The sequence below is a fragment of the Amycolatopsis acididurans genome (genome assembly GCF_012328925.1).
GTDB lineage: Bacteria > Actinomycetota > Actinomycetes > Mycobacteriales > Pseudonocardiaceae > Amycolatopsis_E > Amycolatopsis_E acididurans.
This window is the reverse complement of sequence record NZ_JAAXLS010000063.1, coordinates 1-17,294: the sequence shown is the minus strand read 5'-3', so window position 1 is coordinate 17,294 and position 17,294 is coordinate 1. Positions and strand designations below refer to the sequence as shown.

The 17,294-nt window shown below is 71.2% G+C and carries 16 protein-coding genes; 8 read left to right on the top strand and 8 right to left on the bottom strand.

The window, feature by feature from the left end; all coding sequences use genetic code 11:
* Positions 1 to 245 precede the first annotated feature (245 nt).
* The 5 genes from HFP15_RS38150 to HFP15_RS38130 form a co-directional block, all read right to left on the bottom strand.
* Positions 246 to 626, bottom strand: coding sequence for a VOC family protein (locus tag HFP15_RS38150; protein WP_168522757.1), 381 nt, complete (start codon positions 624 to 626; stop codon positions 246 to 248).
* A 69-nt stretch (positions 627 to 695) separates the two neighbouring features.
* Positions 696 to 1,454: an enoyl-CoA hydratase/isomerase family protein gene (locus HFP15_RS38145; protein ID WP_168522755.1), complete on the bottom strand. Its 759-nt coding sequence runs from the start codon at positions 1,452 to 1,454 to the stop codon at positions 696 to 698.
* Positions 1,451 to 1,927 carry a hypothetical protein gene (locus HFP15_RS38140; RefSeq protein WP_168522753.1) on the bottom strand — a complete coding sequence of 159 codons (477 nt, stop codon included), beginning with the start codon at positions 1,925 to 1,927 and terminating at the stop codon, positions 1,451 to 1,453. The genes HFP15_RS38145 and HFP15_RS38140 overlap by 4 nt, the downstream gene beginning before the upstream one ends.
* Before the next feature lie 12 nt (positions 1,928 to 1,939).
* Positions 1,940 to 2,863: a DUF2705 family protein gene (locus HFP15_RS38135; protein ID WP_376768927.1), complete on the bottom strand. Its 924-nt coding sequence runs from the start codon at positions 2,861 to 2,863 to the stop codon at positions 1,940 to 1,942.
* A 22-nt stretch (positions 2,864 to 2,885) separates the two neighbouring features.
* Positions 2,886 to 5,711 carry an alpha/beta fold hydrolase gene (locus HFP15_RS38130; protein WP_168522749.1) on the bottom strand — a complete coding sequence of 942 codons (2,826 nt, stop codon included), beginning with the start codon at positions 5,709 to 5,711 and terminating at the stop codon, positions 2,886 to 2,888.
* 241 nt (positions 5,712 to 5,952) lie between these two features.
* Between HFP15_RS38130 and HFP15_RS38125 the strand changes: the two genes are divergently transcribed.
* Together HFP15_RS38125 and HFP15_RS38120 are read left to right on the top strand one after the other, a co-directional pair.
* Positions 5,953 to 6,924, top strand: a complete 972-nt coding sequence (locus tag HFP15_RS38125; protein WP_168522747.1) for a TerC family protein — start codon at positions 5,953 to 5,955, stop codon at positions 6,922 to 6,924.
* 19 nt (positions 6,925 to 6,943) lie between these two features.
* Complete coding sequence (locus HFP15_RS38120; protein ID WP_168522746.1) at positions 6,944 to 8,863, top strand: S9 family peptidase; 1,920 nt, start codon at positions 6,944 to 6,946, stop codon at positions 8,861 to 8,863.
* Positions 8,864 to 8,866: 3 nt separating this feature from the next.
* Here HFP15_RS38120 and HFP15_RS38115 read toward each other — a convergent pair whose 3' ends face one another.
* Positions 8,867 to 9,520: an RES family NAD+ phosphorylase gene (locus HFP15_RS38115; protein ID WP_168522744.1), complete on the bottom strand. Its 654-nt coding sequence runs from the start codon at positions 9,518 to 9,520 to the stop codon at positions 8,867 to 8,869.
* 20 nt (positions 9,521 to 9,540) lie between these two features.
* Complete coding sequence (locus HFP15_RS38110; protein ID WP_168522742.1) at positions 9,541 to 10,125, bottom strand: DNA-binding protein; 585 nt, start codon at positions 10,123 to 10,125, stop codon at positions 9,541 to 9,543.
* A 53-nt stretch (positions 10,126 to 10,178) separates the two neighbouring features.
* On the opposite strand from HFP15_RS38110, the gene HFP15_RS38105 reads away from it, so the two are divergent.
* The 6 genes from HFP15_RS38105 (at position 10,179) to HFP15_RS38080 (ending at position 16,881) form a co-directional block, all read left to right on the top strand.
* Positions 10,179 to 11,681, top strand: a complete 1,503-nt coding sequence (locus HFP15_RS38105) for an FGGY-family carbohydrate kinase (protein ID WP_168522740.1) — start codon at positions 10,179 to 10,181, stop codon at positions 11,679 to 11,681.
* Between the two features lie 21 nt (positions 11,682 to 11,702).
* The gene (locus tag HFP15_RS38100) at positions 11,703 to 12,452 is read left to right on the top strand and encodes an MgtC/SapB family protein (RefSeq protein ID WP_168522738.1); all 750 of its coding nucleotides are present in this window, start codon (positions 11,703 to 11,705) and stop codon (positions 12,450 to 12,452) included.
* A 197-nt stretch (positions 12,453 to 12,649) separates the two neighbouring features.
* A complete protein-coding gene (locus tag HFP15_RS38095) occupies positions 12,650 to 13,138 on the top strand; it encodes an MmpS family transport accessory protein (RefSeq protein WP_168522737.1) in 489 nt (162 codons plus the stop codon).
* 27 nt (positions 13,139 to 13,165) lie between these two features.
* Positions 13,166 to 13,906 (top strand): ABC transporter permease, encoded by a 741-nt coding sequence (locus tag HFP15_RS38090; RefSeq protein ID WP_168522735.1) that lies wholly within the window; start codon positions 13,166 to 13,168, stop codon positions 13,904 to 13,906.
* Positions 13,907 to 13,916: 10 nt separating this feature from the next.
* Positions 13,917 to 14,423: a mycothiol transferase gene (locus HFP15_RS38085; protein ID WP_168522733.1), complete on the top strand. Its 507-nt coding sequence runs from the start codon at positions 13,917 to 13,919 to the stop codon at positions 14,421 to 14,423.
* 295 nt (positions 14,424 to 14,718) lie between these two features.
* Positions 14,719 to 16,881, top strand: coding sequence for a terpene synthase family protein (locus HFP15_RS38080; protein ID WP_168522731.1), 2,163 nt, complete (start codon positions 14,719 to 14,721; stop codon positions 16,879 to 16,881).
* A gap of 22 nt (positions 16,882 to 16,903) precedes the next feature.
* On the opposite strand, the gene rnhA is transcribed toward HFP15_RS38080, so the two are convergent.
* On the bottom strand, positions 16,904 to 17,294 hold a 391-nt coding region (gene rnhA, locus HFP15_RS38075), incomplete at its 5' end, for a ribonuclease HI (RefSeq protein WP_168522729.1).

The following is a 17,294-nucleotide window of genomic DNA, read 5'->3' as shown; positions in this document are numbered from 1 at the left end:
ACGGACGGCGGCGTCTCGAACGGCCGCATCCCTTGGCCTTTTGCAGGGCCGCCATCTGCGGCATCCCGCCTCCCGCCGGGCCCGCTCGGGCGCGGCGAGCTGCCGCACCGCGGCCACCGCGCACCGCTCCCGAGCAGGCGCCCCGAACCGGCCACCTCGACCTCCCGCAGGCGCCGCCGTCTGCGGCACCCCAGCGACCCGCCGCGACCCGCCGCGTCCCAACCCCAACCCCGCTCCGACGGCCCCTACTCGGCCGAGTCGTCGGTCTCCAGCACGCCGAAGATGTTGCCCTCCGTGTCGGTGCAGTACGCGAGCCACCCCACCCCGGGAATCGCGGTCTTGGGCACGATCACCGTCCCACCGGCCTGTTGCACGTGCCGGGTCGTGGCGCCCAGATCCGTCACCTCGATCGTGGCCGGGAACGCGTTCACCGGCGCGTCGGCGGCGGGTGCGGGGCCCTGGCGCGGCACCAGCCCGCCGTCGATCCCGGGGCCGTCACCGGTGTTGATCACCCAGTACGGATTCGGCCCCCACCGCTCGAACGACCAGTCGAACACGGTCGCGTAGAACGTGATCGCGCGCTCGGGGTCGGTCGCGTGGATCTCGAAGTGGACCGGACGAGGCATCGGCGGCCTCCTCGGTGCGGGGGAAGGAAGAAAAAAATGCTACGCCCCGCCCCGCATCGGCGCACGAGGTCAGCGATCCAGCGTCCGCCGCACGTAGGCATCGATCGCGGCCAGCGTTTCCGGTGCCGCCCACAGCTCCTCGACCACGGCGTCGTCCGCCGTGCGTTGTTCACCGATGCGCTCGTCGTGCGGGCGGTGGATCTGCGCCTTCGTGTGCGCGTACGCCTTGGCCGGGACCGCCGCGAGCCCCGCCGCGATCTCGACCGCCCGCGATTCGACGACCTCGGGCGCCACCAGTTCGTCCACCAGCCCCAGGGTCAGCGCCTCGCCGCCCAGATAGGACTGGCCGAGCTCGGTCAGCTCGGCGAGCCGGTTCGTGCCGTACGCGCACCGCAGGATCTCCATGGCCACCAGCGGAAACGGCACCCCGACGGTCAGCTCGGGCCAGCCGATCCGGCCGTGTGCCGCGTTCATGATCCGCCGGTCGCACGCCGCGGCCAGCACCCCGCCGCCCGCGATCGCGTGCCCGTTGACCGCGGCCACGACCGGGCCGGGAAAGCCGAACAGCGCGAGGAAGGCGTCCGAGAGCGCGGGCAGGAACTCCCGCACGTACGCCGGCCCGCCCTCGCGTACCCGCAGCAGGTCGACCCCCGCCGAGAACACGCCGCCCTGGCCGGTGAGCACGAGCGCGCGCTGCCCGGCGAACCCGGCCTCGTCGACCCGCTCCACCAGCTCGCGGCACATCCCGGTGTCCAGCGCGTTGGCGCGGCCGTGCGTCATCCGCAGGATGGCGACCTCGCCGGCCTTGTCGATCCGGATGGCGCTCACGAGAACCGCACCGCGGACAGGTGCTGCGTGCGCGCGAGTTCGGCCAGTTCCTCCACCGTCGGCACGCGCTGCACATTGACCTTCACCGGCGTTCGCCGTCCCGCCATTTTCACGCCCAGCTCCCGGATGCGTTCGTGGTAGAGCTCGCCCACCGCCTGTGGTTCCTCGACGAGGATGCCACGCCCGGACGTGGTCCGCCCCTGATACAGCCACTCGGCGGGCCGCCCACCCCGGAAGTTCAGCCGCCAGCGGGCGTTGGTGAGCACCGTCAGCCCGCCGTCGATGAGGTGCGGGCTGACGAACACCTCGTAGCGCCGGCCGCTTCTGCGCCCGGTGAAACGCACGACGAGCACGCCGCGGCTCACCGGCCCGCGCAGTGGCGTGCGGACGAGGAACGACAGGACCCGGTTGAGGATGCCGACCAGCGCCTTGGGCGGATGCCCGACCTCCACCACGGGTGTGTTCTCAGCCACACGACCAGTGTGTCAGCTGGTGATGTCCTTCGTCGAGAACCTCCGCGCCGCCAGCAGCGTCAGCACCGTCCCGTAGATGACCGCGGACAGCACGCCGGCCGCGATCTGCGACCAGTCGATGTCCGTGGCGATCAGGTCCATCCACGCATAGGCGTAGTGCGTCGGCAGGTAGTTGCGCAGACTGCCCAGCGCGGTGATCTGGTCCAGGATCTGCGACAGGATCGCCACCAGCACCGTGCCGCCCACCGCGCCGAGCGGGGCGTCGGTGGACACGCTCAGCAGCAGCGCCAGGCCTGCCACCCACGCCAGCTGGATCACCACGAACACGGTCGCCAGCACGATCACGACGAGACTCTTGCCGAACGGGATCGAGTCGCCGGTCGGGCTGATCGCGTCCCCGGCGCCGTACCAGAGCAAGCCCACCACCAGCGACACCACGGGCAGCAGCACCAGCGCCAGCAGCGACAGCAGACCCGAGGCGATCGCCTTCTGCCGCAGTACCCGGTGCCGTGGCACGGGTATCGCGAGGAGGTACTTCAGGCTCGACCACGAGGCCTCGCTCGCGATGGTGTCGCCGAAGAACAGCGCCACGATCGTCGGCAGCAGGAAGCCTCCCGCGACGAACAGCGCCAGCACCACGAAGTTCGGCGCGCTCGCCGTGGCGAGGTCCACGAAGCCGCCGGAGCGCCGGTTCGGGCTGGCCTGCCCGATCTGGAACGCCAGCACCAGGATGAACGGCAGCACCACGACGAACCCGAGCACGAGCTGGGTCCGCCGCCTGCGCAACTGCCGCCGCAGCTCCACGCCGAGCCGCAACGTCCGGCCCGGCCGGTACCCGGCGACGGCGCCGTCCGCGCCGACCTCGGCGCGCTCCTGCCGCGCCGCCTCGGTCAGCTCGTCCAGCGCCGCCGGGTCGGTGTGCACCCCGTGGTCGATCGCCGCGTTCGCGGCCTCGTGCTTACTCGCCACCACCATCACCAACCAGCCTCAGGAAAGCGTCTTCCAGCCGCCGCCGCGGCCCGGCCTGCTCGACCGCGACCCCGGCCCGCACGAGCGCGGCGACCGCGTCGCCGCGGGGGAGCCCGTCCAGGTTCGCGTGCACCAGGTTGCCCTCGGTGTCCACATCGGACACCCCGCCGATCGCGCGCAGGGCGTCGGCCGCCGTGTCCGGCCGGTCCACGCGGAACGTCGCCTCGCCGCCGGCGGCCGCGATGTCGGCGACCTCGCCGGAGGCCACGAGCCTGCCGCGATGCATGACCACGACGTGTGAACACGTCTGCTCGACCTCGGCGAGCAGGTGGCTGGACACCACGACCGTGCGGCCGGTGGCCGCGTAGCGCTGCAGCACCTCGCGCATCTGGTGGATCTGCGGCGGGTCGAGCCCGTTGGTCGGTTCGTCGAGTACGAGCAGCTCCGGCAGGCCGAGCATCGCCTGCGCGATCGCGAGCCGCTGCCGCATACCCTGACTGTAGGTGCGTACCTTGCGGCGCACCGCGTCGCCGAGCCCGGCGATCTCCAGCGCCTCGGTGAAGTGCGCCTTGTCCCGCGGGCGTCCGGTGGCGTCCCAGTACAGGCTCAGGTTGGCCTCGCCGGACAGGTGCGGCAGGAAACCCGAACCCTCCACAAAGGACCCGATGCGGGACAGCACGGGCGCCCCGGCGTAGACGCGGTGCCCGGACACCCTGATCTCGCCCTTCGTCGGGGTGATCAGGCCCATCAGCATCCGCAGGGTCGTGGTCTTGCCGGCGCCGTTGGGCCCGAGCAGGCCCAGCACCTGGCCGGGTTCGACCCGGAACGACAGCTCGTTCACCGCGGTCAGCCCGCCCGGGTAGGACTTGGTGAGCCCTTCGATCACCAGTGGCACGCCCGCCAGCTCGGGATCGACCCGGTGCGCGCGCCGCCGCCGGACCGCCGCGATGATCGCGACCGCGAGTGCCGCCACGAGAATCCCGATGATCGCCAGCAGGTTGCCCAGCGGCCAGCCGGGACCGGTGGCCGCACCCGGGATCACCGGCACGGACAGGTCCGAGGCCAGCGACACCTGGTACGTCGCGGGCGCGACCGGTGTCGCGAAGCTCTGGTCGGTCGTGGTGACCACGAGCTGCAGCGAATGCCCGGACTCGACCGGGCGCACCACGCCGGGCAGCGTCACAGTGACGTCGGCGGGCAGCGACACCCGGATCGGTGCGACCGCGTTCGCGGGCAGGGTCTTCGTGCCGTCCGGGTTGACGTCGTAGAGCTTGACGAACAGCACCGCGTCCGGCGTGCTGCCGGTGACGCGAAGCCGCACCGTGGACGACCCGGCGACGAGCAACTGCGCGTTCACCGCCGCCGAGGTGAACCGGGCCGACTGGCCCGGTGGGTCGACGCCGAACAGCCCGGACAGCCGCGAGGACCCGGCGAGGCCGTTGAGCCCCGGGATTCCGCTCACCGCGGCGGGCACACCGCCCGGCGGGTTCACGATCGTCTGCTGCCCGCCGGACAACGCGACCGCGTCCCGGCGCGTGGCGTCCCGCGCGAGCCCCGGATAGTCCGGCGCGGTGACCGTGCGCACCGACGGCGCGCCCGAGGCGCGCAGCGAACCCTGCACGTCATAGGAGAAACCGTTGACCGGGTCGGCGCCCTCGCCGGTGAGCTGGAACCACAGCCAGTCGCCGATCTTCGCGCGCAGCTGCGGCCCGGGCATGCCGCCGTCGTGCCCGCCCGCGTACCACAGCTGCTGCACCTTCCCGCCCGTGGCGGTGATCTGGCGCGCCGTCGCGTCGGACTGGTCCAGCCCGAACAGCGTGTCGTTCTCGCCCTGCACCAGCAGTGTCGGCACGGTGATCTTGCTCGTCACCGACGCGGGTGACACGCGGTGCAGCAGGTCGAGGGTCTGTTGCGTGGCGCGGCCGGTGGTGGCCAGTTCGGTGTAGGCCTGGCAGATCTCCGCGGTGAAGCGGCCGCACACGCTCCCCGTGGCCGGAAGCTGTTGCGGGACCGGCGAGGCCGCCGCGGCGCCACCGCCGCTGCCGGTCTGGCCGGTTCCGCCCGAGTCCTGCGTCTGCTGGCCGGGCTCGGGTGCCTCGGTGTTCACGCGGGCGCCGGCCCCGGCGCCCGCGGAGAACAGGATGCCCGCCCACGAACGTTTGAACACGCCGTCGGCGGCGAAGGCGCCCACGGCGGGGGTCGCGGGTTGCGGCGCGGCGGGGCTCGCCGCGTTGGGGATCAGCCCCTGCGCCAGATCGTTGTAGGTGATCTCCGGCGAGATCGCGTCCACCCGCTTGTCCTGCCCGGCGAGCAGCAGCGCGAGCGCGCCGCCGTAGGACGCGCCCGCGACGCCCACCCGGGGATCGTTCGGCCCGTCCCTGCGCACCTGGGGCAGCGTGGCCAGGTAGTCGATCAGATGCGAGGCGTCGGCGACCTCGAGGCCGGGGTCGTTCAGCCCGATCTGGCCGGTGCTGCGCCCGAATCCGCGAGCCGACCAGGCGAGCACCACGAACCCGCGCCGCGCCAGTTCCCCGGCCTCGGTGGCGACGCTGTTCTTGTCGCCGCCGAACCCGTGCGGCAGCAGGATCGCGGGCGCGGGGGAGGTCTGCGGAAAGTAGAGCGTGGTGTCCAGATGCACGACGCCGGCGGCGCCGGGCCCGGCGGGTACGTCGAGAACGGCGTCCTTCGTCGCGACCGGGGGGCCCTTGTCGCCGGAGCGGGTCCAGACGACGCCGGCGGCGGCGAGGATCACCACGACGAGCGCCAGTGTCAGCCAGCGGCCTCGCCAGGTGTGCGGGAACGGGAGTCGGGGCACCCCATGACCGTATGTGAGCTTTCCTGAGAGTCGTTTTGGGGCCTTTGGAGTGATAAGGGCAACCTAAGCTGGTGCTTCGCTTGATCATCGGTCAAAATGGAAGGAAGTGGAGGGGAGTATTCCTTCGCGGCGGTGTCGTCAACACGGCGGTCCCTCGGGACACCCGGCACCGTCGGCCGGTTCTCCAACCGGCGGAAGAGACCTCCGGCTAGCTGCTATGCGCGCTAACCGGAGGTCATGAATGAATGTTCCTGTGTGGCTGTGGGGTGCCACTGTCGCGGGCCTGCTCGTGCTCATCGCGATAGACCTGGTGATCGTGGACCGCAAACCACACGAGGTCACTACGGGTGAAGCGGCCCGCTGGGTCATCTTCTACGTGTCGTGTGCGGTGCTGTTCGGCATCGGGGTGTGGTTGCTGGCCGGGCACGAATACGGCGTCCAGTTCTTCACCGGCTACATCACCGAGTACTCGCTGTCGGTGGACAACCTGTTCATCTTCATGGTGATCATGGCCTCGTTCAAGGTGCCGCTGATCCACCAGCACCGGGTGCTGCTGATCGGCATCCTGCTCGCGCTGACCATGCGCAGCGTGTTCATCGCGGTCGGCGCGGCGCTGATCAACCAGTTCGTGTGGGTGTTCTTCATCTTCGGCGCGGTCCTGCTGTGGACCGCGATCAGCATGCTGCGCGGCAGCGATCACGACGAGGAGTACCAGGAGAACGCGGTCACCCGCTGGGTCCGCAAGATCTACCCCGTCACGGACTCCTTCGAGGGCCACCGGATGATGGTCAAGCGCGAGGGCAAGCGGTGGATCACGCCGATGTTCCTGGTGATCGTCGCGATCGGCAGCGCGGACCTGCTCTTCGCCGTCGACTCGATCCCCGCGATCTTCGGCATCACGCAGGAGGCGTTCCTGGTCTTCACCGCCAACGCCTTCGCACTGATGGGCCTGCGGCAGCTGTTCTTCCTCCTCGGCGGTCTGGTGAACAAGCTGGTCTACCTCTCCTACGGGCTCGCGGTGATCCTCGCGTTCATCGGTGCGAAGCTGGTGGTGCACGCGCTGCACGAGTACCACGTGGCGCCGGACTGGCTGGACATCAACAACTGGCTCTCGCTCGGCGTGATCGTCGCGGTGCTGACCATTACCACGGTGGCCAGCCTGGTGAAGTCGAGGCGGGATGCCGCCAAGGCGGCCGCCGCCGCGTCCTCCTGAGCGGGGTACGTTGGGGTTCATGCGTCCATCGGACATCGAACTCCTGACTGTGCCTGGAAAACCGGCGCTGCACGGCGACCTTCTGCTGGCCGGGGTGTCCGCGCCACGGCTGCGGGGCAACGCCTATCGCGGCTCGCTGTGGCGTGTGCAGCCCGAGGGCGGTGCGCTCGCCTGGACGCACGGGGAACGCGATTTGGCACCGGCGATCTCGCCGGACGGGCGCTGGATCGCGTTCCTGCGCTCGGCCGGTGCGCAGGCGAAGCCGCAGTTGTACGTGATGCCCGCCGACGGCGGCGACGCCCGGCCGCTCACCGATCTGCCGCTGGGCGCGGGGGAGCCGGTGTGGGCGCCGGACTCGTGCCGGATCGCTTTCACCGCGCGGTTTCCCGACCCCGGCCGCCACGGCGTGCCCAGCGTCGAGGGCGAGACGTTCGAGCCGGACGAGGAGGCGCCGCGCCGGATCACGCGGTTCGACTACCACCTCGACGACATCGGGTACCTGGCCGACCGCCGCGAGCGGCTGTTCGTGCTGGACACAACCCAGCCTGCGGAGCTGACTCCGCTGACCGACGACCGTGCCGACGTGTCCAGTCCCGTGTGGACACCGGACGGCGAAACCGTGCTGGTCGTCGCGCCGCGGGACTGGGGTGCCGTCGAGACCGAGAAGAGCGACCTGTACGCGGTGCCCGCCGGTGGTGGTGACCCGGTGCTCGCGGTGCGCAGCGCGGGCACCGTGGAGAAGGCGGCCGTCGCGCCGGACGGCACCGTTCTGTTCATCGGCGCCGAGATTTCGGGCGAGCGGATGGAGGTGCGCAATCCAGGGCTGTGGTCGGCGGCCGCGGGCGAGGAACCCAGGCGGCTGACCGAGGCCGAGTCGGTGTACTGCGTCTCCGGTGCGGGCGCGCCCGCGGTGTTCGGCGACGAGGTGCTGGTGGCGGTGCTCGACCGTGGCGCGGTCGAACTGCGCACGGTGCCGCGTGACGGCGAAGCCGCGCCGCTGGACAAGCTGCCGGTCGTGCTGGGCGGCCAGGTGGCTGTGCGCGCTTTCGTCACCGACGGGGACAGGATCGCCGCGACGGTGGCTTCGCCGGGCAGTGCCGGCGAGGTGGTGCTGGTCGGCGACGGTGCCGAACGGGTGCTCACCGACTGGTCGAAGCCCTTGCGGGAACAGGGAATCCAGCCCGCCGAGGAGCTGGCGGCGACGGCGCCGGACGGCTATCCGGTGCACGGCTGGCTCGTGCGGCCGCCGGGCGAGGGCCCGCATCCGGTGCTGCTCGTCGTGCACGGCGGCCCGTTCGCGGCCTACGACTGGGGCCTGTTCGACGAGGCGCAGGTGTACGCGGCGGCGGGATACGCGGTGGTGCTGGGCAACCCGCGCGGTTCGGCGGGCTACGGCGAGAGCCACGGCCGCGCGATCGTGCGCGGGATGGGCACCGTCGACGCGGACGACCTGCTCGCGCTGCTGGACGCGGCGCTGGACCGGCCGGGGCTCGACGCCGGACGCGTCGGTGTGATGGGCGGGTCCTACGGCGGATTCATGACCACGTGGCTGGCCGGGCACCACGGTGAGCGATTCCGCGCGGCGTGGAGCGAGCGCGCGGTCAACGCGTGGGACTCGATGCTCGGCAGTTCCGACATCGGCTGGACCTTCGTCGACGAGTACATCGGTCCCGATCTGGTGACCCAGCTCGACCGCAGCCCGCTGACCTACGCCGGCCGGATCCGCATCCCGTTCGCGATCGCCCACTCCGAGCGGGACTGGCGATGCCCGATCGAGCAGGCGCAACGGCTGTTCGTGGCGCTCAAACGGGGTGGCACCGAGGTCGAGATGCTGATCTTCCCCGGCGAGGGGCACGAGCTGAGCCGCTCGGGCAGACCGCGGCACCGGGTCCAGCGGTTCGAGGCGATCCTCGGCTGGTGGTCGCGCCACCTGCGCTGATACTCAGCCGAGCAACGTGTAGTTCAGCGCCTCGCAGACCCGGCCGAGCGGTACGTCGAGCCCGGGATGATCCAGCGGCAGCAGCACGTCCGCCTCGGCGGGCAGTGCCTGGCCGGCGGGCGGATCCCACAGGCACAGCGCGGGTTCGCCACCGTCCATCGAGGACCGGTACCAGAGGCCGTCGAAATCGCCGAAGGCGGAGCGGATCGCCCGCGCCCAGGCCTGCGTGATCTTCTTCGGGCCGCTGGAGATCTCCTGCGACGCCCCGACTCTGGTCGGCCACAGCCCGGTCAGGTCCAGCAACCGCAGCGTACGTGTCGGCCGCACCACCACCAGCTGCGGCCCGCGCGTGCGGCGGTCCACAATGGACGTCGTCTGGAAGACCTCGGCCACGCTGGTGCGCACGGACAGGCCGAAGTACAGCACGCCTTCGCGCCGGTCGGTCGCCGGGGCACCGCCCTTGCCGGGCCGCTGCTGGTCGAAACGCCCGTGCGGCAGCGGCCCGGTGTAGCGGAAGGAGTTCCAGCGCTGGGGATGGTTGCCGCGGGCGGTGAAGATGCGCACCAGGCGGGTCGCGGTGTGCACGGCGACGACGTCCTCGTCGCGCAGCCGGCCCGCGAGCACCGCCCGCGCCGGCGGTAGCGGAAGTCTTGCCATGGGTTCTCAGACGACCGCCACTACGCCGCCGTGCCGAGCGTCGAGGCCAGCGCCGCCACGGGTTCCGGGGGACCACCCGCGAGCAGCCACTGCCGCGGCGTGACCCGCTCGCCCCCGATCAGCAGATCGTCCTGCCGGGTGGTCATGAACGCCGCGACCACGAGCGCGGGCTGGTCTTCGGGCACCGCGGCGAGCACGACCTCCAGCCCCGGCAGCGTGGCGCCGCCGGTGAACTGCCACGCGGGCAGCCGCCAGCCGCCCTGGTCCTTCCAGCCGGTCAGCCGCCGCGCCGCGAGCTTGTGCCGGATCCGGCTCGGGTCGACGCCGAGCGCCCGCGCCGCGTCGCCGGCGCTGAGCGCGGAGTCGGCGAGAACGGCGTGTGCGGCGACGGTCCTGGCCCGCGGATCGGGTTCGCCGTCGCGTCGCGGCGAGAGGTCGAGGCCGACCTCGGTGAGCGCCTCGCGCTGGTCGGCGGTGAAATACTGCGCCGGTTCGGGGTTGCCGGGAGCCAGCCTGCTCGCGGCTTCCTCGACGAGCGCGAGAAACTCCTCGGCGTCGACCCGCAGGCCCGCCTTGGCGAGGGTGTCCTTCAGCGCCACGGTCATGCACCCAGGATAGCGCACCCGTGCGCTTGCGTGCGCAGGTAGCGTCCCGTCGGGTGACGGACGGACTGCTGCTCGGCATCGACATCGGGACTTCGAGCTCGAAGGGCGTGCTGGTCACCCGGCGCGGCGACATCCTCGCCCGCGCCACGCGCCCGCACGACACCTCCTACCCGCGGCCAGGCTGGGCGGAGCACGACGCCGAGACCGTCTGGTGGCAGGACTTCGTGGCACTGACGCGGGAACTGCTCGGCGCCGCGGACGGCCGCCCGCTCGCGGGACTCGCGGTCAGTGGTATCGGGCCCGTGCTGCTGCCCGCCGACGCCGAGGGCAGGCCGTTGCGCCCCGCGATCCTCTACGGCGTGGACACCAGGGCACACCGGGAAATCGCGGAACTGACCGGGGAACTGGGCGCGGAGTCCATTGTGGAGCGAGCAGGTACGGCGCTGTCCTCGCAGGCGGTGGGGCCCAAATGGCGCTGGCTCGCGCGTCACGAACCCGGGGTGTACGAACGCACCCGGCTGTTTCTGATGGCCAGTTCCTACCTCGTGCACCGGCTGACCGGCGAGTACGTGCTCGACCATCACTCGGCCAGCCAGTGTGACCCGATGTACGACCTGCGCGCCGGGGAGTGGGCGACCGACTGGGCGGAGCGCACCGCGCCCGGCATCGCACTGCCGCGCCTGCTGTGGCCGACCGAGATCGCGGGCACCATCACCGCGTCCGCCGCCGCGGAAACCGGGCTGCCGCGAGGACTTCCGGTCACCGCGGGCACGATCGACGCGTGGGCGGAGGCCGCCAGCGTCGGCGTCCGCGAACCCGGCGACACGATGGTCATGTACGGCACCACGATGTTCCTGATCCAGGTACTCGCCGACCCCCGGCCGCATCCGGGACTGTGGACCACGTGCGGTGCGTTCCCCGGCACGTACTCGCTCGCCGCGGGCATGGCGACCTCGGGGGCGATCACCGACTGGCTGCGCAGGCTGACCGGCGGGGACTTCGGCGACCTCGTGCGGCAGGCGGCCGGGGTGCCCGCGGGCAGCCGCGGCCTGCTGATGCTGCCCTACTTCGCGGGCGAGCGCACCCCGCTGTTCGATCCGGACGCACGCGGCGTCATCGCCGGCCTGACCACCAGCCACGGCCTCGGTGAGCTGTACCGGGCGACGCTGGAGGGCATCGCGTACGGGGTGCGGCACAACCTGGAGGCGATGCGCGCTTCCGGCGGTGGGGCGGGCAGGCTGGTCGCCGTCGGCGGCGGCACACAGGGCGGTCTGTGGACGCGGATCGTCAGTGACGTGACCGGAACCGAGCAGCAGGTGCCCACCGAAACGGTCGGCGCCGCGTTCGGTGACGCGCTGCTGGCCGCGGTCGCGACCGGCGCCGATCCCGACGTCGGCGTGTGGAACCCGGTGGCCACCACGGTCCGCCCGGATCCGGCGCGGATGGAGGTCTACGGCGAGTTCTACCAGCGCTACCGCGCGCTTTATCCGTCTACAGTGGACATCGCGCATTTCCTCGCCGCCCAGCACCGGGCGGCCGGGGCGGCGGGAGCATGATGGAGGGCCGGAGGTCGAGGGATGCTGGGTGAACCGATGGGCCAGGGCTGGACCCAGGTGTGGGAGCTGCTGCTGGCGCTCGTGCTGTGCTCGCTGATCGGGCTGGAACGCGAACTCAAGCAGAAGAGCGCGGGACTGCGCACGCACACCCTCGTCGGCGTCGGTGCGGCGTTGTTCCTGCTGGTGAGCAAGTACGGCTTCACCGACGTGCTCGCGGAGGGCCGGATCGTGCTCGACCCGTCGCGGGTCGCCGCACAGATCGTGTCCGGGATCGGGTTCATCGGCGGCGGGCTGATCTTCGTCCGCCGCGACGTGGTGCGCGGGCTGACCACCGCCGCCGTGGTGTGGATGAGCGTCGCCGTGGGATGCGCGTGCGCGGCCGGGCTGCCGCTGCTGGCACTGGTGGTGACCGCCGCGCATTTCCTCGTCGTGTACGGATATCCGCCCCTGATCCGGCTGGCCACACGCACCCGCCCCGCCACCTCGTCCGTGCGGGTGGTCTACCGCGACGGCGAAGGGGTGCTGCGGACGGTGCTGGAGCTGGCCACGCAGTCCGGGTACGCGGTCCAGCACGCGGTCACCCAGCATCAGTCGCTCGACCGCGACGAGGAGGACGAGCACGGGCGCACCCTGTTGCAGGCGCGGCGGCTCATCGAACTGCGGATGCGGCTGGTCGGGCCGCGGGCGGTGAACGACCTGCTGGCCGCGCTCGCCGACCAGTCCGGTGTGGTGGCGGTCGAAACCGGGGAGATCGACGACACCAGTGAATGACGCCGGTCGATCCTCGGGCTGGCTCACGCGTCGTGACGGCGATCCGCCCTTCGCATGGGATGGCCGCTCTCGCCTAGTCCCCCAAATGAGTGAAGCGGCGGTCGCCGTCGGCGCGCCGGGTAACGATTGACCTTCATCTCGCGAGTAGTAGTTGACGCGCTCGGAGGGAGCGCGGTGAGGCGAGAGAAGACCCTGCCATGGGTGTTGTCCCCGCGACGGACCACGGTTCTGCCCAACGGCGGCTCGGTTCCGGCGCACTCGTGCTGATCGCCGGTCTCGGTGTCGTGCTGGCCGTCGGACTGGTGACCGGGCTGATCGCCACCAACCGGTCGAGCGCTCCGGCACCCGCTTCGCTCGCGGGCACCGGCGCCCCAGTGGCGCCCGCACCCGCGCCGGTCGTGTCGCACGCCGTGGTCTACGAGCTGAGCGGCGGGCAGGCCGCGCTCAACATCACCTACGTCGGGCAGGACGCCGGTATCGCGCAGGTCGCGCAGGCCGGCACCCCGTGGTCGGTGGCGCTGGAGCGGCAGGTCGCCAAGGACAGCACGCAGTACTACAGCGTCTCGGCGCAGAACGCGGGCAGCGGCACGCTCAACTGCCGGATCGTCGTGGACGGGGTGACCGTCAGCGAGGCGTCGGCCGCCGCGCCGCAGGGCATGGTGCGCTGCTCCAAGTCGATGAGCTGACCCGGCGCCGGTGGCACGATCTCCGGCATGACAGGTGCTGTCGTGCTCGGCCCGATGCTCGCCATCGTGCTGGTGGTCCTGGTCGCCCTCGGTGCCGTGGTGCTGTGGCTGGGTGAGCTGGGCAGCGGGCGAACCGTGGTGATCGCCGCCGTGCGGGCCGTCGTGCAGCTCGCCGCGGTGTCCTTCGTGATCGCGGCCATCCTGCGCTCCGGCTGGTGGACGGCGCTGTTCGTGCTGCTGATGTTCACCGTCGCGGCCGTGACCTCCGCGCGCCGCGTCGGTGTCCCGCGCCGCCTGCCGTGGATCGCGCTGGCCATCGCCTCCGGGGTGGCCCCCGTGCTGGCCCTGATCCTCGGCTCGGGCGTGATGCCGCTGAAACCGCTCGCCGTCGTGCCCATCGCGGGCATCGTGATCGGCGGGGCCATGAGCGCGACGTCCCAGGCCGCGCGCCGGGCGCTGGACGAGTTGCGCATCCGGCACGGCGAGTACGAGGCCGCGCTGGCACTGGGCTTGCTGCGCCGCGCGGCCGCGCTGGAGATCTGCCGTCCCTCGGCCGGGCAGGCCCTGATTCCCGCACTCGACCAGACGCGCACGGTCGGGCTGGTCACACTGCCCGGCGCGTACGTCGGCGTGCTGCTCGGCGGAGCCAGTCCGGTGCAGGCGGGTGTGACACAGGTGCTCGTACTGATCGGGCTGCTCGCGGCCGAATCCGTCGCGGTGCTGGTGGTCGTCCAGTTCGTCGCGGCGGGACTCGTCGCCAGGGACTAGCTTGGGGCGTATGAGTGTTGCCGATCTCCTCATCGATGGTTTCGACCGCGTCCAGCAGATCGTGCACGGCGCGGTGAAGGGCTTCGATCCCGACCAGCTCGCCCACCGCGTCGACACCGACGCCAACTCGATCGCCTGGCTGGTGTGGCACCTCACCCGCGTCCAGGACGATCACCTCGCCGACCTCGAGGACGCGCCCCAGGTGTGGACCGGGCAGGGCTGGGCGGAGCGTTTCGGCCTGCCGCTCGACCCGCACGACACCGGCTACGGGCACACCTCCGGCGAAGTGGCCTCGGTGCGCGCCTCCGCGGACCTGCTCACCGGCTATCACGACGCCGTGCGCGACCAGACCGTCGCGTGGCTCGCGGGCGTGAAGGAATCGCAGCTCGACACGGTCGTGGACGAGGGCTGGGACCCGCCGGTCACGCTCGGCGTGCGGCTGGTGAGCGTGCTCTCCGACGGCCTGCAGCACGCCGGCCAGGCGGCCTTCGTCCGGGGAATCATCACCCGCCGCTGACGGCTCGGCCGATCGGGTGCCGGCACGGCCGATGGAGGCAACCGCGTCTCACGATGCGTGAAGACCGCTGGCCGGGCGGTCGTCCGCGGCCGCTCACTCGTGCCGCCACCACCGCGCGCGAGTGCGCGGCGCGGCTCGTTTCCCTGCTGTCGCGCCGGAATCGGGTGCCCGGCCTACTGTCTGTGGCGCGGTCGTTCATTCGGTCAGGGAGGCCGGGCCGCTCGGTTGGCCGTTGCCCGCCGGGTGCCTCGACTGCGAACGTCGAGGGGCGAACACGTCCGGCCAAGGGGAGTACATGCAGGCCTTCACGCTGCCCGATTTCTATCTGCCGTACCCGGCGAGGATCAATCCGCACCTGGAGCGCACCCGCACCCACAGCGAGGACTGGGCGCGCCGGATGGGCATGCTGGACGCACCCAAACCCGGCGGCGGTGTGGTATGGACCGCCGAAGACCTGTCCGCGATGGATTACGCGCTGATGTGTGCCTACACCCATCCCGACTGCGACGGGCCTGCGCTCGACCTCGTGACCGACTGGTACGTCTGGGTGTTCTTCTTCGACGACCACTTCCTCGAGGAGTTCAAGTACTCGCGCGATCTCGCCGGGGCGAAAGAATATCTGGACCATCTCGAACTGTTCATGAGCGACGAGCCGCCGGAGCCGACGAATCCCGCCGAGGCCGGGTTGAAGGACCTGTGGGAGCGCACGATCCCGTCGATGTCGCAGGACTGGCGGCGCCGCTTCGTCACCAGCACGCACAACCTGATGGTGGAATCGTTGTGGGAGCTGGACAACATCGATCGCGGCCGGATCGCGAACCCCATCGAGTACATGCAGATGCGGCGCAAGGTCGGCGGCGCGCCATGGTCGGCGAACCTCGTCGAGTACGCCGTCGACGCCGAGATTCCGGACGTGATCGCGGGCTCGCGGCCCATGCGGGTGCTCTCCGACACCTTCTCCGACGCGGTGCACCTGCGCAACGATCTCTTTTCCTACCAACGGGAAGTGCGGGAGGAAGGTGAGAACTCCAACGCCGTGCTGGTGTTCGAGCGGTTCCTGGACACCTCCACGCAGCAGGCGGCCGAGCTGGTCAACGAGCTGCTCACCTCGCGGCTGCAACAGTTCGAGAACACGGCGCTGATCGAGGTCCCGGCACTGCTGGCCGAACACGGCCTGCCCGCGCCCGGCGTCGGCGCGTACGTGAAGGGCCTGCAGGACTGGCAGGCGGGCGGGCACGAATGGCACGCGCGCTCCAGCCGGTACATGAACGAGGGTGCGACGGGTCTGGGCGGGCCGACCGGGCTCGGCACGTCCGCGAGCCGCGTGTCGTTCGCGCCGGGCATGCGCACGCGGGCACGGCAGCATTCGCACCACTTGTACGCCCCGGCCGGGCATCTGCGGGTGCCGGAGCTGTACATGCCGTTCGAGTACCGGACCAGTCCGCATCTGGACGCCGCGCGCGAGTACGCGGTCGGCTGGGCACGGGAGATGGGCATGTTCGACTCGCTGCCCGGTGTGGAGGCCGGGGGAGTGTGGGACGAGCAGCGCTTCCGCGGGCTCGACCTGCCGCACTGCGCGTCGATGATCCACGCGGACGCGGATCCGGAGCAGCTGTATCTGTCCTCGGACTGGCTGGCGTGGGGAACCTACGGCGACGACTACTACCCCGTGGTGTTCGGCGCCTCCCGCAATCTGGCCACGGCCAAGGCATTGACCGAACGGCTGCCGCTGTTCATGCCGCTGGACGCGGGCGCGGTCCCGCCGCCGCTGAACCCGGTCGAACGGGGCCTGGCCGATCTGTGGCAGCGCACGGCGGGCCCGATGACCCCGCCGTCCCGGGAGAAGTTCCGCCAGGCGGTCGTCGACATGACGCAGAGCTGGTTGTGGGAACTGGGAAACCAGGCACAGCACCGCATTCCCGATCCGATCGACTACGTCGAGATGCGCCGCCGCACGTTCGGCTCGGACATGACGATCAGCCTCGCCAAGCTCGCGCAGGCCGATGTGGTGCCGCAGGAGGTCTACCAGACGCGGGTGCTGCACGAGCTGGAAACGGCGGCGCAGGACTACGCGTGCTTCACCAACGACCTGTACTCCTACCAGAAGGAAATCGAGTACGAGGGCGAACTGCACAACATGGTGCTCGTGGTGGAGAACTTCCTCGCAGTGTCCACAACGGACGCCGCGGACGTGGTGGCCCGGCTGATGCGCGAGCGGATGGAGCAGTTCGAGCACATCCTCGCCCATGATCTGCCCGCGCTGTTCGGCGAACTCGGCCTCGGCGAACCCGCTCGCGCCGCGCTGGTGCGGCACGGCGAGGAACTCAAGGACTGGATGTCGGGGATTCTCGAATGGCACCGCCGCTGCGTGCGGTACACGGAGGCGGAACTGAAGCGGCTGACCACGCCGTCGTTGCCGCAGGGCGGGCTGGGAACGGCGGCGCTGGCGCTGCGCTAGAGTTCCCGGCCGCGTCCGCGCGTCAGACGCGGCCGGCCGCCTCCTTCGCGCCGCGCACCGCGAGCCGGTCCGCGCGTTCGTTGTCCGGATGCCCTGCGTGGCCCTTGACCCAGTGCCACTGGACCTCGTGGGTGCCGATGGCCTCGTCGAGCCGCTGCCACAGATCGGCGTTCTTCACCGGTGCGCGGGTGCTGGTCATCCAGCCGTTGTTCTTCCACCGGGGCAGCCACGACATGATGCCGTTGCGGACGTAGCTGCTGTCGGTGTACAGCCGCACCGAGGAGGGACGCTTCAGCGTTTCCAGGGCGCGGATGGCGGCCATCAGCTCCATGCGGTTGTTGGTCGTCATGCCCGCTTCGCCGCCGTAGAGCTCCTTCTCGTGTGGTCCGTAGCGGAGCACGGCGCCCCACCCG